Raw genomic sequence first — 26,449 nt, 5'->3', positions numbered from 1 at the left:
ATGCAGCTCAGCATTGATCTGACCGGCCGGGAAGTCCTGGTCACCGGCTCCGACTACGCTGCCCGCCAGGCCGTCCGCCGCTACGAAGCGGCAGGCGCCGTCGTCTACCGCCTCAGCACCCCCCAAGGGGCAAGCCATGACGGTCCGCTGCCCGAACGCCCCTTCCTGGTGGCGGCAGTCGACGACGGACAGCCCGGCTGGGAGGCCCTGCTGGAGCGGTGCCGCACCACCGGCATTCCGGTGGCAGCCGAACCGGCAGCCGGCCCAGCTGGCCATGTCACGCTGGTGGGCGGCGGACCCGGAACCACCGAACTCCTCACGGTCGCTGCGATCAAGGCCCTGCGTGATGCCGACGTCGTCTTTTATGACCGGCTGGCCCCGTACCAGGAGCTGCCGTCCATGACCTCGGCCGAACTTGTGGACGTCGGGAAGAAGCCCGGCCACCACAAGGTGAGCCAGGGGGACATCGAGAAGCTCATGGTGGAAAGTGCCCTGGCCGGCAACAACGTGGTCCGCCTCAAGGGCGGGGACCCCTACGTGTTCGGCCGCGGCGGCGAGGAAGTTGCCGCCTGCGTCGCCGCCGGCGTCAAGGTCCGCGTCATCTCCGGGGTCACCAGCGCGATCTCCGTCCCGGCCGCCGCCGGGATCCCGGTGACCCACCGCGAAGTCAGCCACATGTTCACCGTGGTCTCCGGCCACGCGCCGCTGACCGAAAAGGAGCACAAGCACCTGGCCGGGCTGGGCGGGACCATCGTGGTGCTGATGGGCATCGGAACCCTTCACCAGCTGGCCGCTGGACTGCGCAGGGCGGGGATGCGCGCTGACATGCCCATGGCCGTCGTCGAACGCGGCTACCGCCCCGGCCAGCGCACCACCATCGCGGACCTTGGCACGATCACCTCGGCCGCTGCCGGATGCAGCAACCCTGCCGTGCTGGTCATCGGCGAGGTGGTTCGGGTGGCTGAGGCCAACCGCGGGCATGCCGAGGCCGCCGCCGACCTGGACAGGCTGGCGGCCTCGCTGCTGGGTTCATGAAAGGATTGACCCCCATGACTGCACTTGCACCGGCCGAAGCACCGCAGGTCGAACAAAGGGCTGGCGAAGCACCGGACACCGCCGAGTCGCCCCTGGAGGGCTTCCGCATCGGCGTGACCTCGGATCGCCGCTCCAGCGACCTCATTGAGGCCCTGGAGCGCCGCGGCGCCGACGTGCTGCACGCCCCCGCGCTGAAGATCGCCCCCGTGCAGGAGGACATGCGCCTCATCGAGGACACCAAGGCCATCATCGCCGCCAGGCCGGACCTCTGCATCGCCACCACCGCCTACGGCATGCGCCGCTGGTGCGAGGCAGCGGATTCCTTCGGGATCGGCGAGCAGCTGCTGGACACCCTTGGCGCCTGCCGGATGTTCGTCCGTGGACCCAAAGCCCGCGGCGCCGTGCGCGCGGCCGGCCTTGCCGACGTCGGAATCAGCAGTGACGAAACCACCGCAACATTGGTGGACATGCTGCTCAACGAGGGCGTCCGGGGCAAGACGGTCGCCGTGCAGCTGCACGGCTACACGGACGTTCGGCAGCTGGAGCGCCTGCGGATGTCCGGCGCCACAGTCCTGACAGTCACGCCGTACCGCTGGGTAAAGCCCGACGGCGAGGACCGGCTTCCGCGGCTCATTGAGGCTGCGTGCAGCGGAAACCTGGATGTCCTCACCTTCACCAGCGCGCCCGCCGTCGATGCCCTGTGGAGCACCGCCCACGAGATGGGCGTGTACAAGCAGCTGATCGAGAGCCTGAAGACAAACGTCACCACGGCCGTGGTGGGTCCGGTCACCGCGCAGCCGCTGCTGGATGCCGGAGTAACCCCGCTGATCCCGGAGCGCTTCCGGATGGGCGCCCTTATCCGCCTGGTGTGCGAACACCTTGCCCTGAACCACGTGCGCCGCCTCGACACCCGGTCAGGCAACATCGAGCTGCGCGGCCGAAGCCTCCGCATCAACGGCCAGGTCGTGGAACTGGCGCCCGCTCCCCTGCTGCTCCTGCGGGCCTTGCTCGGGGCGGGCGGCGCCGTCCTGTCCCGTGAATCGCTGTCCGACCTGCTGGAACTGCGCGGTTCCGTCCATGCGCTGGACATGACGGTGAGCCGGCTCCGTTCGTCCCTGCCTGACGGGCGGCTGGTGGAGACCGTGGTAAAGCGCGGCTACCGGATCCGCGTCTAGCCGGGCCGGAGCCGGGCCCTAATGTGTCAGCCGCACGCATGGATGAGAGGCAGGTCACGGGTTCTGTTACCGGCCGGTAAATACTGGCGAACACAGCCCTGATAAACAGCAACTGCGGGGAAACACCCCGGAAAAGGCGCGGGCCTACGCTGGTTCCATCACGAAGTTACGGCCGTTCCCGGCCGCCAGCGAAAGGGCCAGCACATGTCCGCTCCGGCACCCTCCACCACCACCGCGCCCGCCACCCGCATCGTCATCGCCGGCGCAGGGCCGGCTGCCCGGGCACTGGTCAGCCAGCTTGACCGGGCCCGCTTCACCGGCACCATCACAGTCCTGAGCAACCGGGACGACACCCCGGCGGAACTGCTGGAGCTGGCGATGCTGCCCCAGGTTTCCGTGCGGTTCGGACAGCCGGCCAGCCACATCGACGCCGTGAACCGCACGGTGGCCACGGCGGACGGCATGGAATTCGCCTACGACCAGCTGGTCATCGCCACTGGCTCGGCGCCCGTGGCCAGCCCCGTCGAGGGAGCGGGCCAGTGCCTGAGCTACTCCACCATCGACGACGCCGCCCGCGTCGGCGAGGCCGTGAGCCAGGTGGCCAGGGAGCTGGGCCGGCGTCCGCTGGGAATCCTGGTGGGCACCGGCGCCGCGGCCGGCCAGGCGGAGGCGGTCCTCCGGGCCCGCGGCGTGCGGCCCATCCGCACCACGGCCCGGCCGGTCTCCGTGATCCCTGCCCCATCAACCTCGGGCTTTGCAGCCTCCGGCGTGGTTTTCGAGGACGGCAGCAGCATGTACGGCGACCTGGTGGTCCTGGCCGAGGAACGTGAATCCCGGGACGACCTCGCCGCCAGCGCGGGCCTGGAGACGGCGGCCTCCGGAGGGATCGTGATCAGCCATGACTTCCGGACGTCCGTGCCGGGCATCTGGGCCCTCGGAGATGCCGCAGCGTTCGACGGCGTCCGGCTGGGCCTGCTGGTGGCCGCCGCTTCCGCTGCGGGCGCCTGTGCCACCCAGCTGCTGACGGCTGCCTCCGCTCCAGTTCCGCTGCAGGCCGCCGCCTGAACAGCAACGCGGGGTCACTCCCGGCCCGATAATCACCCCGTACCGGGCGGAAAGTGACCCCGCGTTGCCGTTGGTCCGGCTGTGGCAAGATGGTTCCGAAACGAGTCGCGGGCGTTACAACGCCCGGCCCACAGGCCCTTGGAGAGGACCATCATGAGCAACGAAGCCACCCCTTCCGTTCAGGCTGCAGCCACTGGCGCCGCAGGCTCCGGCAGCATAGCGTCCTTCATCGACCACACGCTGCTGAAGCCGGAGGCCAGCGAGGCTGACGTCCTCAAGGTCTGCGCGGAAGCAGCCGAGTACAACTTCAAGTCCGTATGCGTCAACCCCATCTGGGTCAAGACCGTGAAGAAGGCCCTCAAGGGATCCGGCGTCCTGACCTGCTCGGTGGCAGGGTTCCCGCTGGGCGCCACCCCCACCGACGTCAAGACCTTCGAAGCCCGCGGAGCGGTGCTGGACGGGGCGGACGAAGTGGACATGGTCATCAACATCGCAGCCGCCAGGGCCGGGGACAAAGGGGCGCTTGTCGAGGACATCGCCTCGGTGGCGGATGCCGTGCACGCCAGCGGGGCCATCCTGAAAGTCATCATCGAAACCGCGCTCCTCACCGACAGCCAGAAAGTCCTCGCCTGCCAAGCAGCAGTGGAGGCAGGCGCAGACTTCGTGAAGACCTCAACGGGGTTCAATGGCGGCGGCGCAACGGTGGAGGACATCGCACTGATGCGCAGGACTGTGGGGCCCGGCCTGGGGGTCAAGGCCTCCGGCGGGGTGCGGTCCCTTGCAGACGCGCAGGCTATGATTGCAGCAGGTGCAACACGTATTGGTGCCAGCTCCGGAATTGCCATCGTCAAGGGTGAACAGGGTTCATCCGGCTACTGACGGCAACCGGACGCCGCCACAGATTGAGCCCCGCGGGGCCGAGGAGGAACGAATGTCCAGCAAGATTATGGCGTCCAACGACGGCACGGATTCCGGCCGCGAGGCACAGCAGGGTACGCTGCAGACCCCGCAGAACGAAAACAAGCTGGGAACCAGCGTCCTCCTTTTTGTGGTCATGATCGCGCTGTTCTTTGGTGCCGTGTACTCGCTTTCCTTCCTCACGCTGGACAACCCCTGGCCGATGGCTGTCTGCATCTTGCTGTTCGCCCTGGCCTTCTGGATTCCGCAGACCGTCCTGGGACGTTCCGACTCCGCCGGCGAGCACTAGCCCACCCCACCACGAACCCCTGGACAGTTCACACCGTCCGGGGGTTTCGTTATTTGCCCGCCGCTACGCTCGGGTCCCTACAGCCACAGCCGGGCCCACGCCAGCGCTGTGTCCGCCGCGCGGCCCCAGTGGCTGTGCGCTATGGACCAGCCGGCCATGCACATCCCCACCATGGCGTAGGCGCTCACCGGGATCAAGACAAGCCACTCGCGTTTTGACCCCGCCCGGCCCAGCAGCGGGAGGGACAACGCACCGTTGGGCCGCCAGACCTGGCGCAGCAGCGGCACCCGCCGCAGGGGTTTGGGCGGCCTGACCACCAGCGGCCACAGCAGCGGCACGCCTCCCGTGGTGACCAGGTCACCCACGATATGGACCACAACGCCGGTCAGCATCGAAACCGGGAGCCAGGTCCACTGGTCCGGGGCGAACCAGGTGACCAGGCCCGCCATGGTCAGCGCGAAGATCCAGTTGCTGATGAAGCCCGCCTTCGGAAAAAGCTTCAGTGCCTTGGCCGCAATGTTGATCATGAACATGCACAGCAGCCCCGCCCCGACGGACAGCAGTCCCCAGTCCGTCTGCAGCTGGAATTGCCCTGCAAGGGTGGCGAGAAGGACAAAGAAGGCCGCCCCGAGGACGGAGTGCGTGCCCTGGCGGTGCCCGCCGCTGGCGTTTTCAATCCCGACGGCGATCACATTGGACAGCGGCGGCAGGGAATTCGCTACCGTGCTGTGCCGGTGGTCCCAGTCGCACACCAGGGCGGTTCCCGCCGTCGCCATCCCGCCGATCAGGATGCCCGTGGCGTCCAGCGGGTACCAGCCAAGCGTGTACGGCCCCGTCGAGGCAATAGCCACCCACGCCGCGGCTCCCGACGCGGCGTGGTGTCCTCCCATCAAGTGCTAACTCCCGGTCGGCGAGACAGAGACCGGTTGGTCCGTGAAGATGTTCCGGATCACGCCGTTGGCCCATTCCAGGATTTCCGCATCCTGCAGGTCCCTGCCCCCGATCCTTGCGGTCTTGGGCTTGGGGATCAGCACGGCATCAAGAGCGGGCTTGGACTGGGATCCCGGGTACATCCGGTTCAGGCGCATGACCTTGGATTCGGGAAGGGCGGCCGGGGAGAACTTGATGAAATTGCCCTGGAGGGCAACATCGGACAGCCCCGCCTCGCGGGCGCCCACCCGGAAGCGGGCCACGGCCACCAGGTTCCGGGCCGGCAGCGGCGGCTCGCCGTACCTGTCAACAAGTTCGGCGAGGACTTCGTCGATCGCCTCATTCGTGAGGGCTGCCGCCAGCTTGCGGTACGCCTCCAGGCGGAGCCGCTCCCCTGGCACGTAGTCGTGCGGGAGGTGGGCGTTGACCGGCAGTTCAATCTTCATCTCGGCGGCCTTCTCCTCGGCCTCGCCGCGGAAGTCAGCCACGGCCTCGCCCACCAGGCGGATGTACAGGTCGAAGCCCACGCCCTGGATGTGCCCGGACTGCTCGCCGCCAAGCAGGTTTCCGGCGCCGCGGATTTCCAGGTCCTTCATGGCGAGTTGCATGCCGGCACCGAGCTCGTTGTGGGTGGCCACGGCCTTGAGCCGTTCCAGCGCCACCTCACCCAAAGGCTTCTCGGACGGGTAGAGGAAATAGGCGTAGGCGCGTTCCCGGCCGCGGCCCACGCGGCCGCGGAGCTGGTGGAGCTGGGACAGGCCGTACTTGTCCGCGCCGTCCACGATCAGGGTGTTGGCGTTGGAGATATCCAGCCCGGTTTCGATGATGGTGGTGCACACCAGGACGTCAAAGCGCTTCTCCCAGAAGTCCACGATGATCTGCTCGAGGCGGCTTTCGGACATCTTGCCGTGCGCCACCTCCACGCGCGCCTCCGGAACCAGCTCGCGGATCTTGGCTGCCGTCCGTTCGATGGTGGACACCCGGTTGTGGACGAAGAAGACCTGGCCCTCGCGCATCAGCTCCCGGCGGATGGCCGCGGAGGTCTGCTTGTCCGTGTAGGGACCCACGTAGGTCAGGACCGGGTGCCGTTCCTCCGGCGGGGTGGCAAGGGTGGACGTCTCGCGGATCCCCGTCAGGGACATCTCCAGGGTGCGCGGGATAGGAGTTGCGCTCATGGCCAGCACGTCCACATTGGTGCGCATCTTCTTGAGCGCTTCCTTGTGCTCCACGCCGAAGCGCTGTTCCTCGTCCACGATCACCAGGCCCAGGTCCTTGAAGGCAAAGTCCTTGGACAGCAACCGGTGCGTGCCGATGACGACGTCCACCGAGCCGCTCTTGACGCCCTCCACGGTCTCCTTGGTTTCCTTTGTCCCCTGGAACCGCGACAGTGCCTTGACCCGCAAGGGGAATCCGGAGAACCGCTCGGTAAACGTCTCGTAGTGCTGCTGGGCCAGCAGCGTGGTGGGCACCAGCACGGCCACCTGCTTGCCGTCCTGCACCGCCTTGAACACGGCGCGCACGGCGATCTCGGTCTTTCCGTAGCCCACGTCCCCGGAAACCAGCCGGTCCATGGGGATCTCGCGCTCCATGTCCGCCTTCACCTCGTTGATGGTGGTGAGCTGGTCCGGCGTCTCCACGTAGGGGAAGGCTTCCTCAAGCTCGCGCTGCCAAGGAGTGTCCGGGCCGAAGGCATGCCCGCGGGACGCCATCCGGGCCGAGTACAGCCGGATCAGCTCGCCGGCGATCTCCTTGACGGCTTTCCGGGCCTTGGACTTGGTGCTGGCCCAGTCAGCGCCGCCCATCTTGCTCAGGACCGGGGTGTCGCCGCCCACGTAGCGCGTCACCTGGTCCAGCTGGTCCGTGGGAACGAAGAGCCTGTCCCCCGGCGCGCCGCGCTTGGACGGCGCGTACTCGAGGACCAGGTACTCGCGCACCCCGTCACCGCCGCCGGCAACCTTCCTTTGGATCAGCTCCACGAACTTGCCGATGCCGTGCTGCTCGTGGACCACATGGTCCCCGGCCACGAGCTGCAGCGGGTCCACGGCGTTGCGCCGCTTGGACGGCATCCGTCGCATGTCCTTGGTGGACCCGGCGGAGGTCCTGCCCAGCAGGTCGGCTTCCGTGAGAAGGCCCAGCTTGAGCCCGTCCAGGACAAAACCGCGTCCGACGGCGGCAGTGGTCACCTCGATGATGCCCGCCTGGGGCTCGTGGTCCAGGCTGTCCACCCGGGCGCAGGGGATGTCGTTCTCGTGGAACAGCTCCGCCAGGCGCTGGGCAGGTCCGGGGCCTTCGGTGGCGACAACGATCCGCCACTGGTCGCGGACATGTGAGCCGATGAAGTCCATCATCTCGGCCACATCGCCCTGGTAGCCGCGGGGTTCCCGGGCATGCAGGTTCAGGACGTCGATGTCCGGGAGAAGTTCCTCGTCCTGCGCCAGCGACGTGATGGACCACCAGGACACCCCGTGGTCCAGTGATGAAGTGCGCGTTTCCGTGAGGGAACGGAAGCTGGCGGAGTGGAGTGCGGCGCTTGCCTGCGAGCTGAGATCCAGCGGCGCCGTCCCGCCGTCCGAGGCGGTGGACCAGGCGGCCTCGAGGAATTCCTCGTTGGTGGCGGCGAGGTCGTGGGCCCGGGTGCGGACCTTCTCTGGTTCAATGATGACCGAAATGGAGCCTGCTGGCAGCTGCTCCACGAACGGGACCATGGAGTCCACCAGCACGGGTGCCAGGGATTCCATGCCCTCCACGGTGATGCCGCCGGCGATCTTTTCCAGCATGTCGGCGGCTGCCGGGAGCTGCGCCTTGAGGGTTGCTGCCCGGGACATTACGGACGGGGTGATGAGGATCTCCCGGCACGGCGGGGCATGCAGTTCGGTGGGGTGGTGCAGGCCGGGCGAGGACAGCGAGCGCTGGTCTGCTACCGCGAACCAGCGCATCTGGTCCACTTCGTCGCCGAAGAACTCGACGCGGATGGGGTGGTCCTCGGTGGGCGGGAAAACGTCGATAATGCCGCCGCGGACGGCGAACTCCCCGCGGTGCGTCACCATGTCCACCCGGGCGTAGGCGGCGTCCGCGAGGCTCCGCACCACCTCGGTGAAGGGTTTCTCCTGGCCCACTTTCAGTGTGACCGGGACCAGCTCGCCCAGGCCGGCCACCACCGGCTGGACCACGGCGCGGACGGGTGCCACCACCACCCGCAGCGGACCCGACGCGGAGGTTTCCGGATGCGCCAGGCGGCGCAGGACGGAGAGGCGGCGGCCTACGGTGTCCGAACGCGGCGAGAGGCGTTCGTGCGGGAGGGTTTCCCAGCTGGGGAATTCGGCTATGCAGTCCGCGGGAAGGTACGCCCGCAGCGCCGCCGTCAGGTCCTCGGCCTCGCGGCCTGTTGCGGTGACGGCAAGAACGACGCCCGGCCTGCCGTCGTCGTGCCCTTCACCTGCGGCGGCTGCCACGCCGTCCGCCATCTCGGCAAGAAGCAGCGGGCGAAGCCCGGCGGGTGCGCTGATCTGGTAGTCCTGGCCCCGGACCTCGAACCCGCGGGCGGCCTCGGCGCGGACGCGTGCGAAGGTCTGGTCCGCGGCGAGGGCGCGGCGCAGTCCGTCCAGCGACGGGCCTGTGCTGGAGTGGCCGGCGTTGGACGGGCCTGGAAGGCTCATGGCAGAAAGCTCCTGTGGTGTGCAACGGAAGGCAGGCAACGCGAAAACCCGAAATTCTCTTCGAATCCCGGGTAAACCCAGCCTACCGCGCAGCAGCGACAATGGGAGCCGGCCCGGGGATAGGCTGGCAGGGCGGGGCCCATTGGCACAACGGCCCCAAAGAACGGGCCGTCCAATCGGCAGGCCGCTCCGAATGGCCTGTGGACACTAAGGAGTCAGCATGACCGATCCCAGCAACACCGCCCGCGCCTCCAGGACGGTCCTGGTTACCGGGGCTACCGGCTATATCGGCGGCCGGCTGGTGCCCAAGCTCCTCGAGGCCGGCCATACGGTAAAGGTCCTGGTGCGCTCACCGGACAAGATCGCCGGGGTGCCGTGGCGGGACCGGGTGGAGGTCGTGGAAAGCAGCCTCGACGACGGCGACGCCCTCCGCCAGGCGCTGGCCGGCGTCGACGTCCTGTATTACCTGGTCCACTCGATGGCAGCAGGTGCCGGCTTTGAAGCGAAAGAGCAGGCGATGGCACGCACGGCCGCGGACGCCGCAGCCGCGGCCGGCGTTGGCAGGATTGTCTACCTGGGCGGGCTCCATCCCGCAGGCGTGGAGCTGTCCACCCACATGCGGTCCAGGGAGGCAGTGGGCAAGGTGTTCCTCGACAGCCCCGTGGACGCCATCGTGCTCCAGGCAGGGGTGGTCATCGGCTCCGGATCGGCGTCCTTCGAGATGATCCGCCACCTCGCCGAAACCCTCCCCTTGATGCCGGCGCCCAGCTGGGTCCGGAACCGGATCGAGGCCATCGCCGTGCGCGATGTCCTCTACTACCTGGTCGCCGCCGCCTCGCTGGCCGGCCCGCTCAACCGTGCGTTCGACGTCGGCTGCCGGCAGGTCCTCACCTACGCCGGGATGATGCAGGAGTACGCCGCCGAGGCCGGCCTGCCCTACCGCCCGGTGCTGGCACTGCCGATCCCGGCGCCCAAGCTGGCCGGCATGTGGGTTGCCCTCACCACGCCCATCCCCTTGTCCATGGCCATGCCGCTGGTCCAGTCCCTGCAGCACGATGCCGTCTCCGACGAGCACGACATCGACCAGTACATCCCGCAGCCCGACGGCGGCCTGACCGGCTATCGCACCGCCGTCGCCCTGGCGCTCGGCAAGGAACGTGACGGACAGGTGGAAACCACCTGGGCAAACGCCGGCGCTGCGTCCGATCCCCTGCCCAGCGACCCCGAGTGGGCCGGCCACAAGGTGTACATCGATGAGCGGACGTTCCACGGCGACGTGGAGCCCGCGAAGGTGTGGACGGTCATAGAGGGGATCGGCGGCCGGAACGGCTGGTACTCCCTGCCGCTGGCATGGCAGGTGCGCGGCTGGCTGGACAAGCTGACCGGGGGCGCCGGGCTCCTCCGCGGCAGGCGGCATCCCCACACGCTTGCGGCCGGCGAGGTGGTGGACTGGTGGCGTGTTGAACGGATTGACCGCGGCAGGCTGCTGCGGCTCCGCGCGGAAATGCGCGCCCCGGGCCGCGCCTGGCTGGAACTCTCCGTGGAGCCCGACGGGAACGGCAGCCGCTACCGGCAGCGGGCTGTCTTCTTTCCTAAAGGACTCAGCGGCCGGCTGTACTGGCTGGCCGTCCTTCCGTTCCACAGCCTGATCTTTCCCGCCATGGCCAGGAACATCACCAGCGCCGCACGGGAGATCGCGGATGCGGAGCGTACGGCAAGGACACCGTAGGATGTTTGGAGCCTAATCCGACCCCACGTCCCAGGAGGACCCATGGCCTTGAGTGCAACCACCACCCTTCCCCACTCCGTCGACAGCGTCGCAGCTGTGCTGGTGAACGAGGATTTCCAGCGCCACGTCAGCCAGCTGGTGGGCGGCTCGCTGGAGTCATTCACCGTGGACGGAGACGTCGCCGGAGCATTCAGCGCCACGTCCGTGCGGACCCTTCCCACCACCCGCCTCCCCGAGATTGCCCGGAAATTCGTGGGCGAGCACCTCAAGGTCACCCAGGTGGAGAACTGGGACGCTCCCGCCGCGGACGGCTCACGCCAGAGCAACATCTCGCTGAAGATTGCCGGCGCCCCCGTGGACGTCACCGCCGTTCAGCGGCTGGTGGCAGACGCCGGCGGAACCCGTGTGGAGCTTGAGGGTGCCGTGAAGTCGTCCGTTCCGTTCCTCGGCGGAAAGATCGCTGATGCGGCGGAGCCGATGGTATCCAAGGCCCTGAACCTCCAGGCCAAGCAGGCGCAGGCCTGGCTGGAAAGCCACTAGTTCATGGAGCTGCCCGTCTTCGCTTCACTGGTCCTGATCATTGCTGGAGTATGGTCCCTTGTGGTCTGGCCCCAGTTCCTGCGCCGGGTCATGAAGGATCCGCGCGCCAGGGACTCCGCCGGCAAGGCCACAAAGTTCCTCACCGTCCATGTGGTGCTGGTGGGCGTCTCCATGGTGCTTGGCGCGGCCACTGCCGTTATCGGCATCATGGCGCTGGCCGGCTAACGGACTGCAAAAGGAAGGCCCTCGTCCCGCTGGGACGAGGGCCTTCTCCGTATTAGGCGGGAACCTGTGCCGGAAGGACCCGGGTCAGGCGGCCTGATTTAGCGCATCCTCCGCCGCAACCCAGGAAATCATGGCGCACTTGACCCGCGCCGCATAGCGGGCCACACCCTCAAACGCCGCCGCATCGCCGAGCAGCGCCGGATCCGCCGGGACCTTCCCCCGGGAGCGCAGGACCTCCCGGAAGCTGTCGATTACTTCGTGCAACTCGGCCACGGTCATTCCCTCTGCCAGTTCGCTGAGCACGGACGCGGAGGCCATGGAGATGGAACAACCCGCCCCGTCCCACGAAACCTGGGCCACTTTTCCGCCAGCGACAGCGAGCCTCAGGGTGACCTCGTCCCCGCACACCGGGTTGAGCTGGTGGGACTGGCCCGTGGAAGCGCCCTCGGGGGCCGCTGTCCCCGCCAGTCCGCTGCCGTGCCGGGCCTTCGAATGGTCCAGGATGATTTGCTGGTACAGCTGGTCAAGGCTCATGGCGTCCTTCGGTCTTCGCCGCTATGCGCGGAAATAGGCCCGCACGCCGGCTACGGCGTCCAGGAATTGGTCGACGTCGTCCGTCGTGTTGTACAGGTAGGCGCTGGCCCTGGTAGTGGCAGTAAGGCCCAGCCTGCGGTGCAGGGGCTGCGCACAGTGGTGGCCGACGCGCACGGCGATCCCCCGCGAATCCAGGAACTGCCCGACGTCATGGGCATGGACCCCCTCGACGTCGAAGGCAGCCAGTCCGATGCGTTCCTGGCCCGCGGCGGGACCCAGGACCCGGATTCCGGGAAGGGACTCCAGCCCGGTGACCATGCGCTGGCCGAGCCCGGCTTCCCACTGGTGGATCCGGTCCAGCCCCGTTTCGGTCAGGTAGTTGGCTGCAGCCGCCAGCGCCACGGCCTGGGAAATCCGCTGCGTTCCGGCTTCGAAGCGCTGTGGTGCCGGCAGATACTCGGCGCGTTCCATGGTGACAGTGGTGATCATGGAGCCGCCGGTCAGGAAGGGCGGCAGGACATCAAGCAGCTCCTGCTTCCCGTACAGCACCCCGATTCCGGTGGGGGCCAGCATTTTATGGCCGGAGAACACGGCGAAGTCGACGTCAAGGTCCTTGACGTCCAGGGCCAGGTGCGGCGCGGACTGGCAGGCGTCCAGGACCGCCAGGGCGCCGGCCCGCCGGGCGAGGGCCACAAGGTCGGCGACAGGGTTGATGGTGCCCAGGACGTTCGACGCGTGGGTGAACGCAAGCACCCGGGTCCGGGCGCCGATGATCTCCGCGGCTGCTTCCATGCGGAGGTGGCCGGAGTCGTCGATGGGGATGTAGCGCAGGGTTGCGCCGGTCCGGAAAGCAAGTTCCTGCCACGGGATCAGGTTGGCGTGGTGCTCCATTTCGGTGACAACGATTTCATCACCCGGATTGAGGGCGAGCTCCTTGAGCCTGGCGTCGCCCCGGCCCTGCGCCGTCCACAACCCTGCGTTGGACAACGCGTAGCTGAGCAGGTTGAGGCCCTCAGTGGCGTTTGACGTCCAGACGGTCTCCGCGTAATCAGCGCCGATGAAGTCCGCGACGGTTTGCCTGGCATCCTCGAAGGCCTCGGTGGCTTCGACGGCAAGGTGGTGGGCACCCCGGTGCACGGCTGCATTGCGCTGTTCGTAGAATTCCTGTTCGGATTCAATGACGCTCAGCGGGTTCTGTGAGGTGGCGCCGGAGTCGAGGTAGACGAGCGGCCTGCCGTTGACCAGCTGGTTCAGGACCGGAAAGTCGTTGCGGATGCGGAGTACCTCTGCGTCGTCCATGGCCGGCAAGGCGCGTTCCAGTGTGGCTGGCGTTGATACTACGGCCAAGACTAACTCCTTGAGATGCCAACGGATGACACTCAATTGTCCCACAACACGGCTGTGGCGGCCGCCCGGGAAGGGCAGCCGCCACAGCCGCTCCGGGCTTCAGCCCGCGGAACGGAGGGCCGGCGACGGCTGGGGGGAGAGTCTCGGTCTCAGAAGACTCTGACGTCGCCGGCCCCGTTTGGCCCGGTCACGGGGACCGGAAACTTGAGGAGCCTTGTACTGCTTTCAGCATGCTCTGCGGCTTTGTGTCCGCCGCGTCCTTGCTTCCTTAAGTAAATACTGCGGCGGCAGGAGGTACACGAGTAGGCAGTACTCGAATTCGGCGACCCAGTACTACCGGGACCACCCGGCAGATACCCGGGAGGGTGATTTGCGACGGCGGGTGCCCACCACAGCCATCAAGCGGAAGGAGGCAGGCAAAAGCGGCTGCGCCGCCTGGGCGCAGCGGGGGTGGGTGTATTTCCGTTACCGGCTGCCAGGACTACTTGGGGAGCGCTGCGTCGAGCTCATCCCGGCTGCGCACACCGAGTTTCACGTAGGTGCGGTACAGGTGTCCCTCGACCGTGCGGACAGACACCATGAGCCGCTGGGCAATCTCGCGGTCCGTAAGGCCCTGCACGGCAAGCTCCACGATGTCCTGCTCCCGGCGGGTGAGCTGCACGGCAGGGGTGGCGGCAATGAAACGGCCCTCCCGGAACCGCTCGCCCAGTTCGTGGTCACACTTTTCGCGCTGGGCCACGGCCTGCCTGGAGCGGCGGCGCTCCCCTGACTGCTCCAGCACGGTGCTGGCGCGGGCGTAGGCCTCACGTGCGAGGTTGACGAAACCTGATTCCTCCAGCGAGGCCGCGGTATCCATCAACGCATCCCCGTCAGCGGCTTCCCAGTCCGTGGCCAGTTTCAGCAGGGCGGCTGCCCAACGGCCTTCCACGCCCTGCGCCGCTCTCTGCACCATGGGGATCACGGAGGGGTCCCCCAGGTCCCAGCCGAGTCCCAGCAGTTCCAGCAGGGTACCCGCCCTTGCAGAGGCCTCAGTGGTGGTCATCAGCGTGTGCAGTGCAGCCAGCCCCTTACCGTCCCGGGACAGGTACTCTGATGCGGCGGCAGCGTAGGCGCGGGCAAGGAAGTCATGGGCAGGAGCGCCCGCCAAAGCATCTTTGTAGTCCTGTTCCAGCCGCTTACCTTGGGCAGAGTCTCCCAGCCGCGCTGCGACATAGAAGCCCAGCGCCGAGCCGAAGCGGAACAGCTGGAGCGGATCGTTGAGCCGCAGCGCTTCCACCGCCGGCAGCAGCAGCTGGTAGGCCCGTTCCATCCGGCCCTGCCGCAGCATGGAGTAGCCGCGCAGCACCTGCAGGCTGCCGTTGAAGGTCGCTGCCGAGGGCATGTGCCCTGCGGCGTAGCTTTCGAGCTCGCGCTCGGCGGAGTCCCACTCCCCCATGGCAAGGTAATCTGCCACCAGCCGCCCCAGGACGAACTCGGAAAAGAAAAACAGCTCTCCTTCCAGCGCGCGCAGTTCAGAGGCCGCCAAAAGCGAGGCCTCGAGTCCTTCGGCGGCATTGCCGGCTGCAGCCAGGGCATGTGCCAGCACTGCCCCGCCGACTGCCCTGACCGGCGCTTCTTCTTCAGCGGAACTGCGGTTCCTGATGTCCGCCACGCGGCCGCGCAGTGCCGATGCGTCCATTTCCGCGCCGAGCTGGAGCAGCTGCAAGAGCTCCTTTAGCCGCCCCGCCGTTGCCTCCGCCATCCCGGCGTGTTGTTCCCCCGTCTCTGCTGCCATGGCCGCCACGGGACGGCCTGTTGCCTGATGGGCCGCAGCCCTCAGCAGCAGGACGGAGGGACCTTCGGGATGGTCTGCCAACTGGAACCAGCAGGAGTCAAGCAGCGCGGCGGCGTCCGGGTATGAGCCCTCGTTGTACAGGGCGCGCGCCTGGATGGCGTGGGCCAGGGGAATGAGCTCCGGGTCATGCACCTTGGCGGCGATGGTGCGGGCGCTGTGGTTCCGGAAGCGGTTCAGTGCCTCGCGTGCGGCGTCCAGCATCTCGGCGTCGGACACGCGCAGGCCGCATTCAAGGGACCACTCCACGGACCTCAGCCGGCCTTCGCCGCGCAATGTGGCGGGGTCCTTGTATTCCCGGATCTTCTCCAGGAGCTGCAGGCTGCGGGAGACCGAGATGGTGTTCCTGATGGCTTCCGCGAACAGGCCGTTCCAGACGGTCAGTTCCGCGGGGACACCCGAATTTTCGACCACCATCTGCTGATCCAGCAGGGAGCGGACTATGGGCGCCCCGCAAATGTCTTCGATCACTTTCCGGCCCACCGGCCCGGCAAGCGCAATGAATTTCAGGGCTTCCTGTTCCTCCGGCCGGCGCCGGAGATGATCCTTGGTGACAACTGCGGTGAGCCGGACCCCATCCGTCGGCAAAGAACCCAGCAGGACCCAGATTCCGTTCCGCTTGGCCAGTATCCCGGCCTCTGCAGCATCGTGGAGCAGGGCGTCCAGGATCCGGGGGTTGCCCCCGGAGGCGCTCCAGACGGCGTCAACAGTGGCGTCCGGAACTGTTCCGTCAAGAACGTGGTCCAGGATTTCCTCGACCTGTTCACGGTTAAGCGGACGCAGGTCCACCCGTTCGGCCAGGCCGTCGTACCAGAGCTGGTCCAATGGCTGGGGAAGGCCCGGCCGCGGCCTGGCAGCCGCAACCACTGTTGCCCATCCTGCGGAGATCAGGTCCGCCACCACGCCGGCCGAAGCCTCGTCCAGGTAGTGTGCGTCATCAATGAGGAGCAGGACAGGGAGCCCGTTTCCTGCCTTCAGCCTTTCGAAATAGCTCCACATGGACCGCAGGACGGCAACCGGAGAAACAGACTCCTCGGCGGTCAGCTCCCCGGTGTAGGGAGTTAGGACGCCGAACGGCACGGCTGTAAGGGCAGAACTGCCATGCAGCTGCAAGACATTCAGGTCCTTGCCCAGGCGTTCCGCGATCCCCTCCGTCAAGGAGGATTTTCCGATGCCCGGCCCTGCCATGACAAAAACCGCTTGGCTCGCATGGTTCCGGACAATGGTGCAGATCCGTTCAAGCGGCTCCCGCCGTCCGGTGAGGAGCCGGTGCGCCGTGGGAGGCTTGTGGCCGTTATACGAGTCCAGTCAGATCACCCCTGGAAGTGACGCCGAGTTTCGTGAAGACCTGGTACAAGTGGCCTTCCACGGTGCGGACGGACACGCCCATCTCCAGGGCGATGTCACGGTTGGAGGCACCCCGGCCCGCCAGCCGGGCAATCTGGCGTTCCCTGCTGGTCAGCAACGGGCTTCCGCTGCTGGGCACGATGGGAAGGTTCGAGACGGTCGCGGCGAGGATGTCCAGCCGGGCCTGCGCGGTCCGCGCGGTCAGGGAATCGCCATCCTGGCGTGCGAAATCCACGGCCAGGGCCATGCACCGTGCCTCCACGGCATCCAGTTCGAGGGTGGCGGCCAGTTCGCCACCGGCGAGGAGGGTCCTGGCGTCCTTTGTCCTGCTTCCCACAGCGATCAGGCGGGAAACCTCGGCGAGCGGGCCCTGGCGGTGGCCCGCAATCTCCTCCAGGAGGCGGAAGTCGGCATCACTGCCATTGACGGTCGCAGCGAGCAGGTTGATCCCGGCCAAGGTGAAGCGACCGGCCTCGAGGTCCTGCCGGGAGCACCGCTTGAGGCCGGTCACGGCGTCGGGATCGCCCAGCCAACGGCCCGCCACGAGCGAGCAGAACTCAACGATGCTGTCGGTGATGAAGCTGGACTTTCCTGACGTCCTTTGCAGTTTCGCCAGGTACTTGCGCGACTGGGCTGCGTTGCCGGTTTGGGCGTGGGCCAGTGCAATGGCCGCGTACGCGCAGCGGAGGGCGGCCTGGACCGGCTGCAGCTCCAGCTGGGCCGCGGCGGAGATCAGGGGGTCGAGGGCAGCCATGCCGCGCCCCGAATAGACGTAGGCGATGCCGGCCGCCAGTTCGGTAGCGGCACTGCGGAAGGGAAGGCTGTGCGGCTCCTCCGTGGCCGCCTGCGGACCCAGGAGGTCGATGCACCGCCGCCACTGCCCGGCCGTCAGCAGCACAAGGTAGGCCTCCCGGGTGTACCGTTCCCGCAGGCCGACAATATGGGAGGCATCGCTGAGTTGGCCGCCCAGCTGGCGCATGAGGCCGAGCGCATCCATCTCGCGGCCGGTCATGGCCAATGCGGTCATCAGCAGGATGGCCGCATTCATGCGGTAGCCGGTATCCGGGTTCAGGGCAGGGTCCGCAGCCCTTTCAAGGTCCGGGATGATGGCAGCGTAATCACCCACGAAGGCGCGATACTCGAACCCGCTCAAGGCCACCCGGTTCGCCGCCGCGGCCGCAGGCTCGGGCCACGCAGTAAAGTTCGGGGCCCGCTCCAGCCTCTGCCGGGCTTCACTGAGCAGATCCGGCACCTTGCCTGCCGCCTCCGGGAGCCACATCATTACCTGGGATTTGGCGGCTATGACATCCGCATATTCCCCGACATCAAGGCTTTCAAGTTCCGGCTGCGAAATGTCGTCAAGTGCGGCCATGGCCTGGACCGGCATGTCCAGCTGAAGATACGCGGCGGCTTTCTGCCGCTGGCCGGCTGTCCACTCCCGGTCCGTCCGCTGAAGCATTTCGGCGTAGGTCAGCGCAAACCGCGGATCGAAGAGCTGGACTGCCGCTTCCGCCGCCGCCAGCGCCAGGGCGGGACTCAGGTCCGCCTCGCATTCATGCGTCCACGCCGCGAAAGCCATCAGCTCCTCGACGGTCATGGCGGCAGGATCAGGTTCCGCACCGGCCAGGAGCACGCTGCGCAGTTCCCTGCGCCGGGCAATGCTCAGCCAGGTGCGCACCACGTCACCGATGTACTTTTCGCGCAACGAAACCCAGCGATGGTCGGACTGGTCGATCTCGAGCAGGCCGCCGTCTTCCATGTCGGCCACCACTTCGGCACGGTAGATGGCCGTCAGCCTGGACAGCTCAACCCTGCGGGCGCAGGAAAGCATCTCGATGACTTCCCGGGTTTCGGGCGTTTCCCTGGACCATCTGGACCGGACGATGTCGTCAAGGCTGGCCGCGCCGTCGAGCACCACTTTGTCCCGCAGGGTCCAGACTGAATCGGAGAGCACAAGGTTTCCGGACAGCTGCTGTTCGGTGACGAGCGCCTTCAGGAGCAGCGGGTTGCCGCCCACCATGTGGTGATAGGTGCTGACCAGGGATGCCGAGACGCGGTGCCCCAACAGGGACAACAGGACCTGGCGGGTCTGCAGTTCGTTGAGGTTGTTCAGCCGGACTTCGGTCAGCCGGTGGTCCGTGAGCAGCCAGTGGAAATCGGCAGGAAGATCGCTGATTTTCGGGGCTACTGCGATGATTCTGGCGGTGCCGGTCAGCAGGACGTTGAGCAGCACTCCGGCGCTCATGTCGTCAATGCTGGCGGAGGTGTCAAGGGTGATGACACAGGGGCGTCCTGCCGCGTCACTGCGGATCAGGGAAGTAATGCCGCGGAGGATTGCCGTGGGCGAGCCCATGTACGCCTGCGGAAGCCTGGCCAGGAGGAAAGAAAGGCAACCATAGGGCGTGGTGGAGCCTGCAGGTCCGCTGCGGAGCTGGAGTGACCAGATGTCGGGGCCGAGGTCCATCACGGCAGCGCGCGCCAAGGAGGACTTTCCCACGCCGCGGCCGCCGGTGATCACTACCCCAAGGGAGTCTGCGCTGGTCAGGGCGGTGCGGACTGACTCAAGGTTGGCGCCGCGTGCGGGGGCAGACCAAAGCTGACCCTCCCGCCTCTCGGAGGTGTCTGTGTTCAGCCCGGCGTGGTGAGGTGTTGACCCACGTCCCCAGCTAAGTGGCTCGATTGACATGAACTTTCCCCTACATCCCGCGATAGCGGGATGTAGCCCCATCGCTCCCCCGCATAGGTAGAAGACTACCCCGCACCAGAGACAAGGAGACAGAGCCAAAGGCACTTAAGTTTCAAAGTTATTGGAGCATTCAAGTTGCTGGAGTAACTAAGTGGCTGGAGTGATTGGTTACTGTCGCTCGGACTTCGCTGGATGGAACTTCTGCTGCGCCGCTGTGAGGCCGTCACGCAGCAGCGCTTCCACAGCGTCAGCTGCATCGTCCAGGAGGAAGGGCAGTTCCCTTAGCTCGGCCGAGCTGAAGTCGCGGAGCACGTAATCGGCGGTCTCCATGCGTCCCGGCGGCCTGCCTACCCCCACCCTGACGCGGAAGTAGTCCTTGGTGGCCAAGGCCCTGGAGATGTCCCGCAGCCCGTTGTGGCCGCCTTCTCCCCCGCCGATCTTGAGCTTGACCGTATTAAAGGGAATGTCGATCTCGTCGTGGACCGCCACTACATGGTCCGGTGCGATGCCGTAAAAGTTCGCCAGCGCCGCAACGGGCCCGCCGGAGACGTTCATGTAACTCATCGGTTTTGCCAGCACGACGCGGGGGCCCCCGATGCCGAGGCGGCCTTCCAGAACCTGGGCGCGGGCCTTGTGGCTTTTGAAGCCGGCACCTATCCGGCTTGCAAGCTCGTCAAGGACCATCTGGCCGACGTTGTGCCGGTTGCCCTGGTACTGGGCTCCGGGGTTTCCGAGGCCGACAATCAGCCAACTATCAGTCATGGATCAATCCTAGGGTGGGGGCCCGCCGGGCCTGGTGCGGCGGCGGGCGGCAGACATGCCAATGGCCGGACCCCGCAGGAGTCCGGCCATTGGCAGGGAGTGCGGCTGATTACTCGGCTGCGGCTTCCTCGGTGGCCGCGGGAGCGGCCTCGGAGGCAGCTTCGCCCTCTTCGCCGGTTTCCTCTGCAACCTCAATGGCCTCGGAGATGTTCACCACGAGCGCCTCGGGGTCGGTCAGCAGGACCGAGCCCTTGGGCAGGACCAGATCGGAAGCGTGGATGTGCTCGCCGGCGCCACGGCCTTCGATGCTCACCTCAACGGCCTCGGGCAGGTGGGTGGCCTCGGCCTCGAGGGACACCACGGTCAGTTCCAGGTTGTGCACGGTGCCGGGGGCGGTTTCGCCGGCAACGTGCACGGGAACGTCAACCGTGACCTTTTCGCCCTTGCGGACGGTGAGGAGGTCGATGTGCTCGATGATCTGCTTGATGGGGTCGCGCTGGACGTCCTTCACCAGGGCCAGGTGGCCTTCGCCGTTGATGTCCAAGGACAGCAGTGCGTTGGGCGTGCGGACTGCCAGGGTGGTGGCCTTGGCCGGAAGCGTGACGTGGATGGGCTCTGCGCCGTGACCGTAGATGACGGCGGGGATGAGGTTGGCCATCCGGGCGCGGCGGGCGTAGCCCTTGCCGAATTCGGTGCGCAGTTCTGCTGCGAGCTTCTGCTCAGACATGGAAATCTCCTTGAATCCTAAACGGTGTTCAGCAAGGGCGGAGGTCTGTTGCGACCTTCAACGCCGGGCGGCCGGAGCCGGCCCTTCCTAGAAGGGAGATTCAGACCCAGTCGATAACGGAGACCTGCAACGGCTTCCCGCACATGCGGTTACCGGTGCTCTCCCTCGCCAAGGTATCGCTGTACAGCTTACCAGCGCCGGGCCCGTTTATTGAAAACGGGACCGGCGCCGGTGCAGGCGGCGCCCTCAGGCGTTGCCGTCGAAAAGGCTGGTGACTGAACCGTCGTCGAACACTTCACGGACCGCGCGCGCGATCAGCGGGGCGATGGAAAGCACCGTCAGCTGGGGGAACCGCTGGGATGCCGTGAGCGGCAGGGTGTTGGTGACAACCACTTCCCGGGCGCCGGACTCGGAGAGGCGCTGGGCGGCGGGATCGGAGAAGACCGCGTGGGTGGCCGCGATGATGACATCCTTGGCGCCGGCGTTCTTCAGCACCTGCACGGCGCCGGAGATGGTTCCGCCGGTGTCGATCATGTCGTCGATCAGGACGCAGGTGCGCCCCTCGATCTGGCCCACCACGGTCTTGGACACGGCCTGGTTCGGCACAGTAAGGTCGCGGCTCTTGTGCACAAAGGCGAGCGGCGCGCCGCCCAGGCGCTCGGCCCACTGCTCCGCGACCCTGACGCGTCCGGTGTCCGGGGAAACGACGGTAACGTTTTCGGCGGCCACCCGGGTGCGGATGTAGTCAGCGAGCAGCGGGATGGCCATGAGGTGGTCCACCGGGCCGTCGAAGAAGCCCTGGATCTGCGAGGTGTGCAGGTCCACGCTCATGATGCGGTCCGCGCCGGCGGTCTTGTACAGGTCCGCCACAAGGCGGGCGGAGATGGGCTCCCTGCCCCGGCCCTTCTTGTCCTGGCGGGCGTAAGGGTAGAACGGGGACACCACCGTGATGCGCTTGGCAGAGGCACGCTTCAGCGAATCGATCATGATCAGCTGTTCCATCAGCCAGTTGTTCAGCGGCGCGGGGTGGGCCTGGATGACAAAAGCATCCGTGCCGCGGACGCTTTCACCGGCACGGACATAGATCTCACCGTTGGCGAAGTCATAGGCATCCACCGGCAGCAGGTCGGTACCGAGCTCCTTGGCGATCTCCTTGGCCAGCTCCGGATGGGCCCGGCCGGTTGCGAGCACCAGTTTCTTCTCGCCGCGCGCCGTAATTTCGCTCATGGTTACTTGCCCTCTTCTGTAGATGCCGGGGTACTTGAGGAATCTGTGGTGGCCGCCCGGGCCAGTTCAGCGGAGCGGGTTCCCGGGCGGTTGGCCGCGACCCATCCCTCGGCATTGCGTTGGGCGGCAACAGTCACTGCAAGCGCTCCCGCCGGCACGTCTTTTCGGATCACGGCGCCTGCGCCGCTGTAGGCGCCGTCCCCCACGGTGACCGGGGCAACGAACACAGTGTTGGAACCTGTCCGGACGCCCGAGCCGATGACCGTGCGGTGCTTCTTTTCGCCGTCGTAGTTTGCCGTGATGTTTCCGCACCCGATGTTGGTGTCCTCGCCGATTTCGGCGTCCCCGGCATAACCGAGGTGTGACAGCTTGGAACCGCGCCCGATAGTCACGTTCTTGGTTTCGTAGAACGCGCCGATCTTGCCGGTGTCCCCCAGGACAGTTCCCGGACGAAGGTAGGTGAAGGGGCCGACGGCGGCGCCCGCACCGATGACGGCGCCTGAACCGTGGGTGCGGGTTACCTTTGCGCCCTCGCCGATGGTGACATCCGTCAGGGTGGTGTCGGGGCCGACGACGGCGTCCCGCGCTACGGTGGTGTCGCCGTGGAGCTGGGTGTTGGGAAGGATCCGGACGTCCTCGTCAAGGGTTACGGACGAGTCGATCCAGGTGGTGGCGGGGTCCACTACGGTGACGCCGGCGCGCATCCAGGCCTCCACGATGCGGCGGTTCAGTTCTGCGCCCAGTGCGGAGAGCTGAACGCGGTCATTGGCCCCTTCCACCTGCCAGCGGTCAGCGGTGACGACGGCGGCAACGCGGCCGCCTGCCTTCCGCGCGAGTCCGAGCACATCAGTGAGGTATTTTTCGCCCTGCGAGTTATCGGTGGTGACGTGGGCGAGTGCGTCCCGAAGGACGGCTGCGTCAAAGGCGTAGATGCCGGAGTTGACCTCACGGATCAGGCGTTCGGCGTCCGACGCGTCCTTGTGTTCGCGGATGCCGGTCACCGTGCCGTCCTCGCCGCGAAGGATCCGCCCGTATCCGGTGGCATCGTCAAGATCGGCGGTCAGCACGGTTACGGCATTGGCTTCACGCTCGTGCGTGGCCACAAGCTCGGCCAGCAGTTGTCCGGACAACAGCGGCACGTCGCCGTAGGTCACCACCACTGTGCCGGTAAGGTCCTCTTCTGCGTCCAGGGCCTGGAGGGCTACTTCCACTGCACGGCCCGTGCCGGGGATGTCGTCCTGGTCCACGATCAGGGCAGCAGGATCCAATTCCTCGACGTGGCGTGCCACCAGGTCACGTTCGTGACGGACCACGATGGCCAGCTGCCTGGGCTTGACGCTGCGGGCAGCCAGCAGTGCGTGGCCCACCATGGACCTGCCGCCGATCTCATGCAGGATCTTGGGGGTACGCGATTTCATCCGCGTACCGGCGCCTGCCGCCAGGACGATTACTGCGGCCGGGCCGGTATTCTCGGGGATCACGTACGGGCTCTCCTTGCTTGTTTACGCTGGCGCTTACGGTGTCCGGCCACATTGCGGGCGGCACCGTATGTCATCCTACTGAACGCTCCTCGCACAGCAGTTCCGCCCATAGGATTCGAACCTATACTCCACGGCTCCAAAGGCCGGGGTGCTGCCATTACACCAGAGCGGACCATGCCTTGGCGCGCGGCCGGGCACAAGTAGTTATTTTGCCACGGGTTCGGGGCACCGCGCGACATGGGCCGTTCATCCCCTGTCCTTCCCCCGTTCCTGTCCCGCCCCGCCCGCTTTCCCGGCCCGGCCGGAGCGCGGCGAATCGGCCGGAAACTCGTAGTGCATGATGGAACGGTGAGCAACAACCCCCCGCGGAGACGGATGACCGGACTTCAGCGGCGGAGCCAGCTGATCGACGTCGGACGCGGCCTCTTCGCCGTCCGCGGACTCGACGGCACCACCATCGAGGAAATTGCGGCCTGCGCCGGAGTATCCAAGCCGGTCATCTACGAGCACTTCGGCTCCAAGGAAGGCCTGTACACCCAGGTGGTGGACCACGAGTTTCGGCTCCTCCTGGACTCGATCAACGGTGCACTCACCGAGGAAGCCAAGCCGCGCGTCCTGGTGGAACGTGCCGCCTTGGCCCTGCTCACCTACATCGAAGACCGCACCGAAGGTTTCCGGATCCTGATGCGGGACGCTCCGCCGTCCCAGCCGGAAGGCGCCTTCTCCACGCTGCTCTCGCACGTGACCGCGAAGGTGGAGCACATCCTCTCCGACGAGTTCGACCGCCGCGGCTTCAGCGCCCAGGACGGCGCCATGTACGCCCAAATGCTCGTCGGCATGGTGGCCATGACCGGCCAGTGGTGGCAGGACTCCCGCCAGCCCGACAAGCACACGGTGGCCGCCCATCTGGTCAACCTCGCCTGGAACGGCCTGACCGGCCTCAAGAAGGACCCGGAGCTGCAGAGCTCGGGATGAGTGGTTTCCTTCGCGAGCGGGGCACCTGTCCTCTGCGTGCTGCTCCTTCGTCGCTTTGACGCACGCTGCCGGACAGCCGCCCCACTCCCGCGTGCCGCCGGCACCACGGCCGGGCCACGGGCCGGTACCCAAGGCGGACTTACTCGCCGAGGACCTCGAGTGCCTCCAGCCATTCCAGTTCGAGGGCTTCGCGTTCTGCTGCGAGTTCCTTGAGCTTCTTGTTTTGTTCAGCCAGGGCGTCGAAGTCCGATTGTTCGGTGCTCTTCACCATCTGGTCGTGGACTTTCTTTTCCTGCTGTTCGAGCTTGCCCAGCTGTCGCTCGATGCGGTTCTTGGCTTTGCGTGCGTCGCGCTTCTCGGCTTCCGAGGCGCCTGAAGGAGCTGGAGCGGCGGTGCTGCTGCCGGCGCTGGTGACGGGGTTCCCGCCGCCGGTGACCGTGGAGCCTGCCAGCGCAGACTCGCGCAGCTCGAGGTACTGGTCCACGCCGCCGGGCAGGCCGCGGAGCTTGCCGTCGCCGAGGAGTGCCATCTGGTGGTCGGTGACCCTTTCCAGCAGGTAGCGGTCGTGGCTGACCACCACCAGGGTTCCGGGCCAGCCATCCAGGACATCCTCAACAGCCGCGAGGGTATCGGTGTCGAGGTCGTTGGTGGGCTCATCCAGCATCAGGACGTTGGGTTCGCCGACAAGCAGGCGCAGAAGCTGGAGCCGGCGGCGTTCGCCACCGGACAGGTCCTTGACCGGGGTCCACTGCTTCTCGTTGGTGAAACCCAGCTGCTCCACCAACTGGCCGGCACTGAATTCCTTGCCGCCCACGTTGAAGGACCGCTTTTCCCGCTCAATCACCTCGATGACTCGCAGGTCCTTGACGTCGTCAAGTTCCTTGACCTCCTGGGTCAGGACAGCGGTGACCACGGTCTTGCCCCGCTTGACCTTTCCGGCGTCGGGAAGGATCTCTCCATTGAGAAGCTTCAGGAGCGTGGTCTTGCCGGCGCCGTTGACGCCCACCAGTCCCAGGCGTTCGCCGGGGGCAAGACGCAGGGTGATGTTGTCGAAGAGCTTCCGCCCGTCATCGCTGCCCTGGAAGTTGAGGGAGACGTTCTCCAGGTCCAGCACGTCCTTGCCCTGGCGGGCGGTTGCCATTTTGCTGAGGGCCATGGAGTCCCGCGGCTCAGGCACATCGGCGATGAGGGCGTTGGCGGCCTCGATCCTGAACTTGGGTTTTGCCGTCCGCGCGGGTGCCCCGCGGCGGAGCCAGGCGAGTTCCTTCTTGACCAGCTGCTGGCGCTTGCCCTCGACGACGGACGCCATCCGGTCCCGCTCGGCACGGGCCAGCACGTAGGCGGCATATCCGCCTTCAAAGGGGTCGACGATGCCGTCGTGGACTTCCCAGGTCTTGTTGCAGACCTCATCGAGGAACCACCGGTCGTGGGTCACCACCAGGAACGCACCCTGGTTGGCCCGCCAGCGCGTCCTCAGGTGGCGCGACAGCCAGGCCACACCCTCCACGTCGAGGTGGTTGGTGGGCTCGTCCAGCATGATGACGTCGTGGTCCTCGATCAGCAGTTTGGCAAGTGCCACGCGCCGCTTCTGGCCGCCGGAGAGTGCATGGACATTGGCGTGCCAATCGACGTCGGACACCAACCCGCCCATGACCTCGCGGATCTGCGGATTCCGCGCCCACTCGTAATCCGCCTGGTCCCCCACGATCGCGGCGCCCACCGTCAGGTCGCCGTCGAGCACGTCGCTCTGGTCCAGGTAGCCCACGTTCACGTCGCCGCGCTTGGTGACCCGGCCCGAATCCGGCGTGGAGCGCAAGGCGAGCAGCCGCATCAGGGTGGATTTGCCGTCGCCGTTGCGCCCCACCATGCCGATCCTGTCACCCTCCTCAAGCCCCAGGGTTATGCCGTCCAGGACGGTACGGGTCGCGTAGGAGACCGTCAGGTTCTCGCCGCCAAGAAGGTGTGCCAAA

At 66.8% G+C, this 26,449-nt stretch carries 20 protein-coding genes and 1 tRNA gene; 9 read left to right on the top strand and 12 right to left on the bottom strand.

The window, feature by feature from the left end; translation table 11 throughout:
- The 5 genes from cobA to C3B78_RS06030 all read left to right on the top strand — a co-directional run bounded on the left by cobA (position 1) and on the right by C3B78_RS06030 (position 4,482).
- Positions 1 to 1,035: a uroporphyrinogen-III C-methyltransferase gene (cobA, locus tag C3B78_RS06050; RefSeq protein ID WP_104997267.1), complete on the top strand. Its 1,035-nt coding sequence runs from the start codon at positions 1 to 3 to the stop codon at positions 1,033 to 1,035.
- A 14-nt stretch (positions 1,036 to 1,049) separates the two neighbouring features.
- Positions 1,050 to 2,210: a uroporphyrinogen-III synthase gene (locus C3B78_RS06045; RefSeq protein WP_104997266.1), complete on the top strand. Its 1,161-nt coding sequence runs from the start codon at positions 1,050 to 1,052 to the stop codon at positions 2,208 to 2,210.
- Positions 2,211 to 2,414: 204 nt separating this feature from the next.
- Entirely contained in the window at positions 2,415 to 3,275 is an 861-nt protein-coding gene (locus C3B78_RS06040; protein WP_104997265.1) for an FAD-dependent oxidoreductase, read from the top strand.
- Between the two features lie 153 nt (positions 3,276 to 3,428).
- Positions 3,429 to 4,154: a deoxyribose-phosphate aldolase gene (deoC, locus tag C3B78_RS06035; protein WP_104997264.1), complete on the top strand. Its 726-nt coding sequence runs from the start codon at positions 3,429 to 3,431 to the stop codon at positions 4,152 to 4,154.
- 52 nt (positions 4,155 to 4,206) lie between these two features.
- Positions 4,207 to 4,482, top strand: coding sequence for a hypothetical protein (locus tag C3B78_RS06030; RefSeq protein WP_199775345.1), 276 nt, complete (start codon positions 4,207 to 4,209; stop codon positions 4,480 to 4,482).
- 77 nt (positions 4,483 to 4,559) lie between these two features.
- Here the strand turns inward: C3B78_RS06030 and C3B78_RS06025 are convergent, their stop codons facing one another.
- Together C3B78_RS06025 and mfd are read right to left on the bottom strand one after the other, a co-directional pair.
- Positions 4,560 to 5,372: a metal-dependent hydrolase gene (locus tag C3B78_RS06025; protein WP_104997263.1), complete on the bottom strand. Its 813-nt coding sequence runs from the start codon at positions 5,370 to 5,372 to the stop codon at positions 4,560 to 4,562.
- 6 nt (positions 5,373 to 5,378) lie between these two features.
- A complete protein-coding gene (mfd, locus tag C3B78_RS06020) occupies positions 5,379 to 9,068 on the bottom strand; it encodes a transcription-repair coupling factor (RefSeq protein ID WP_104997262.1) in 3,690 nt (1,229 codons plus the stop codon).
- Positions 9,069 to 9,288: 220 nt separating this feature from the next.
- On the opposite strand from mfd, the gene C3B78_RS06015 reads away from it, so the two are divergent.
- Genes C3B78_RS06015 through C3B78_RS06005 form a run of 3 tightly spaced genes read left to right on the top strand, consistent with a single transcriptional unit; the run spans position 9,289 to position 11,562 of the window.
- Positions 9,289 to 10,797 carry an SDR family oxidoreductase gene (locus tag C3B78_RS06015; RefSeq protein ID WP_104997261.1) on the top strand — a complete coding sequence of 503 codons (1,509 nt, stop codon included), beginning with the start codon at positions 9,289 to 9,291 and terminating at the stop codon, positions 10,795 to 10,797.
- Between the two features lie 42 nt (positions 10,798 to 10,839).
- Positions 10,840 to 11,337: a DUF2505 domain-containing protein gene (locus C3B78_RS06010; protein WP_104997260.1), complete on the top strand. Its 498-nt coding sequence runs from the start codon at positions 10,840 to 10,842 to the stop codon at positions 11,335 to 11,337.
- A 3-nt stretch (positions 11,338 to 11,340) separates the two neighbouring features.
- A complete protein-coding gene (locus tag C3B78_RS06005; protein WP_104997259.1) occupies positions 11,341 to 11,562 on the top strand; it encodes an SCO4848 family membrane protein in 222 nt (73 codons plus the stop codon).
- An 84-nt stretch (positions 11,563 to 11,646) separates the two neighbouring features.
- Here the strand turns inward: C3B78_RS06005 and sufU are convergent, their stop codons facing one another.
- From sufU to C3B78_RS05960, 9 genes are all read right to left on the bottom strand, one after another.
- Positions 11,647 to 12,096 (bottom strand): Fe-S cluster assembly sulfur transfer protein SufU, encoded by a 450-nt coding sequence (gene sufU, locus C3B78_RS06000; RefSeq protein WP_104997258.1) that lies wholly within the window; start codon positions 12,094 to 12,096, stop codon positions 11,647 to 11,649.
- A gap of 21 nt (positions 12,097 to 12,117) precedes the next feature.
- Positions 12,118 to 13,443 carry a SufS family cysteine desulfurase gene (locus tag C3B78_RS05995; RefSeq protein WP_104997257.1) on the bottom strand — a complete coding sequence of 442 codons (1,326 nt, stop codon included), beginning with the start codon at positions 13,441 to 13,443 and terminating at the stop codon, positions 12,118 to 12,120.
- A gap of 481 nt (positions 13,444 to 13,924) precedes the next feature.
- The gene (locus C3B78_RS05990; RefSeq protein WP_104997256.1) at positions 13,925 to 16,462 is read right to left on the bottom strand and encodes a helix-turn-helix domain-containing protein; all 2,538 of its coding nucleotides are present in this window, start codon (positions 16,460 to 16,462) and stop codon (positions 13,925 to 13,927) included.
- 106 nt (positions 16,463 to 16,568) lie between these two features.
- Entirely contained in the window at positions 16,569 to 19,307 is a 2,739-nt protein-coding gene (locus tag C3B78_RS05985; protein WP_104997255.1) for a helix-turn-helix transcriptional regulator, read from the bottom strand.
- Positions 19,308 to 19,475: 168 nt separating this feature from the next.
- Positions 19,476 to 20,069 (bottom strand): aminoacyl-tRNA hydrolase, encoded by a 594-nt coding sequence (gene pth, locus C3B78_RS05980; RefSeq protein ID WP_104997254.1) that lies wholly within the window; start codon positions 20,067 to 20,069, stop codon positions 19,476 to 19,478.
- Positions 20,070 to 20,178: 109 nt separating this feature from the next.
- A complete protein-coding gene (locus C3B78_RS05975; protein ID WP_104997253.1) occupies positions 20,179 to 20,796 on the bottom strand; it encodes a 50S ribosomal protein L25/general stress protein Ctc in 618 nt (205 codons plus the stop codon).
- A gap of 246 nt (positions 20,797 to 21,042) precedes the next feature.
- Entirely contained in the window at positions 21,043 to 22,023 is a 981-nt protein-coding gene (locus tag C3B78_RS05970; protein WP_104997252.1) for a ribose-phosphate diphosphokinase, read from the bottom strand.
- 2 nt (positions 22,024 to 22,025) lie between these two features.
- A complete protein-coding gene (gene glmU, locus C3B78_RS05965; protein WP_104997251.1) occupies positions 22,026 to 23,504 on the bottom strand; it encodes a bifunctional UDP-N-acetylglucosamine diphosphorylase/glucosamine-1-phosphate N-acetyltransferase GlmU in 1,479 nt (492 codons plus the stop codon).
- A gap of 100 nt (positions 23,505 to 23,604) precedes the next feature.
- Positions 23,605 to 23,676 (bottom strand) — tRNA-Gln (locus C3B78_RS05960).
- A gap of 176 nt (positions 23,677 to 23,852) precedes the next feature.
- Here C3B78_RS05960 and C3B78_RS05955 point away from each other — a divergent pair.
- Positions 23,853 to 24,479: a TetR/AcrR family transcriptional regulator gene (locus C3B78_RS05955; RefSeq protein WP_104999662.1), complete on the top strand. Its 627-nt coding sequence runs from the start codon at positions 23,853 to 23,855 to the stop codon at positions 24,477 to 24,479.
- Positions 24,480 to 24,618: 139 nt separating this feature from the next.
- Here the strand turns inward: C3B78_RS05955 and C3B78_RS05950 are convergent, their stop codons facing one another.
- Positions 24,619 to 26,448 carry an ABC-F family ATP-binding cassette domain-containing protein gene (locus tag C3B78_RS05950; RefSeq protein ID WP_104997250.1) on the bottom strand — a complete coding sequence of 610 codons (1,830 nt, stop codon included), beginning with the start codon at positions 26,446 to 26,448 and terminating at the stop codon, positions 24,619 to 24,621.
- Position 26,449 lies beyond the last annotated feature (1 nt).

This window comes from Arthrobacter sp. PGP41 (assembly GCF_002953935.1).
Classification (GTDB): Bacteria; Actinomycetota; Actinomycetes; order Actinomycetales; family Micrococcaceae; genus Arthrobacter.
This window is presented reverse-complemented; position numbering and strand designations above follow the sequence as displayed.

Coding starts and splice junctions, on each gene's coding strand:
- mfd (WP_104997262.1), bottom strand. CDS start 9,068: ATGAGCCTTCCAGGCCCGTCCAACGCCGGCCACTCCAGCACAGGCCCG.
- C3B78_RS06005 (WP_104997259.1), top strand. CDS start 11,341: ATGGAGCTGCCCGTCTTCGCTTCACTGGTCCTGATCATTGCTGGAGTA.
- pth (WP_104997254.1), bottom strand. CDS start 20,069: ATGACTGATAGTTGGCTGATTGTCGGCCTCGGAAACCCCGGAGCCCAG.
- sufU (WP_104997258.1), bottom strand. CDS start 12,096: ATGAGCCTTGACCAGCTGTACCAGCAAATCATCCTGGACCATTCGAAG.
- C3B78_RS06010 (WP_104997260.1), top strand. CDS start 10,840: ATGGCCTTGAGTGCAACCACCACCCTTCCCCACTCCGTCGACAGCGTC.
- C3B78_RS05970 (WP_104997252.1), bottom strand. CDS start 22,023: ATGAGCGAAATTACGGCGCGCGGCGAGAAGAAACTGGTGCTCGCAACC.
- C3B78_RS06015 (WP_104997261.1), top strand. CDS start 9,289: ATGACCGATCCCAGCAACACCGCCCGCGCCTCCAGGACGGTCCTGGTT.
- C3B78_RS06040 (WP_104997265.1), top strand. CDS start 2,415: ATGTCCGCTCCGGCACCCTCCACCACCACCGCGCCCGCCACCCGCATC.
- C3B78_RS05990 (WP_104997256.1), bottom strand. CDS start 16,462: ATGGCAGGGCCGGGCATCGGAAAATCCTCCTTGACGGAGGGGATCGCG.
- C3B78_RS05975 (WP_104997253.1), bottom strand. CDS start 20,796: ATGTCTGAGCAGAAGCTCGCAGCAGAACTGCGCACCGAATTCGGCAAG.
- C3B78_RS06045 (WP_104997266.1), top strand. CDS start 1,050: ATGACTGCACTTGCACCGGCCGAAGCACCGCAGGTCGAACAAAGGGCT.
- C3B78_RS06025 (WP_104997263.1), bottom strand. CDS start 5,372: ATGGGAGGACACCACGCCGCGTCGGGAGCCGCGGCGTGGGTGGCTATT.
- deoC (WP_104997264.1), top strand. CDS start 3,429: ATGAGCAACGAAGCCACCCCTTCCGTTCAGGCTGCAGCCACTGGCGCC.
- cobA (WP_104997267.1), top strand. CDS start 1: ATGCAGCTCAGCATTGATCTGACCGGCCGGGAAGTCCTGGTCACCGGC.
- C3B78_RS06030 (WP_199775345.1), top strand. CDS start 4,207: ATGTCCAGCAAGATTATGGCGTCCAACGACGGCACGGATTCCGGCCGC.
- C3B78_RS05985 (WP_104997255.1), bottom strand. CDS start 19,307: ATGTCAATCGAGCCACTTAGCTGGGGACGTGGGTCAACACCTCACCAC.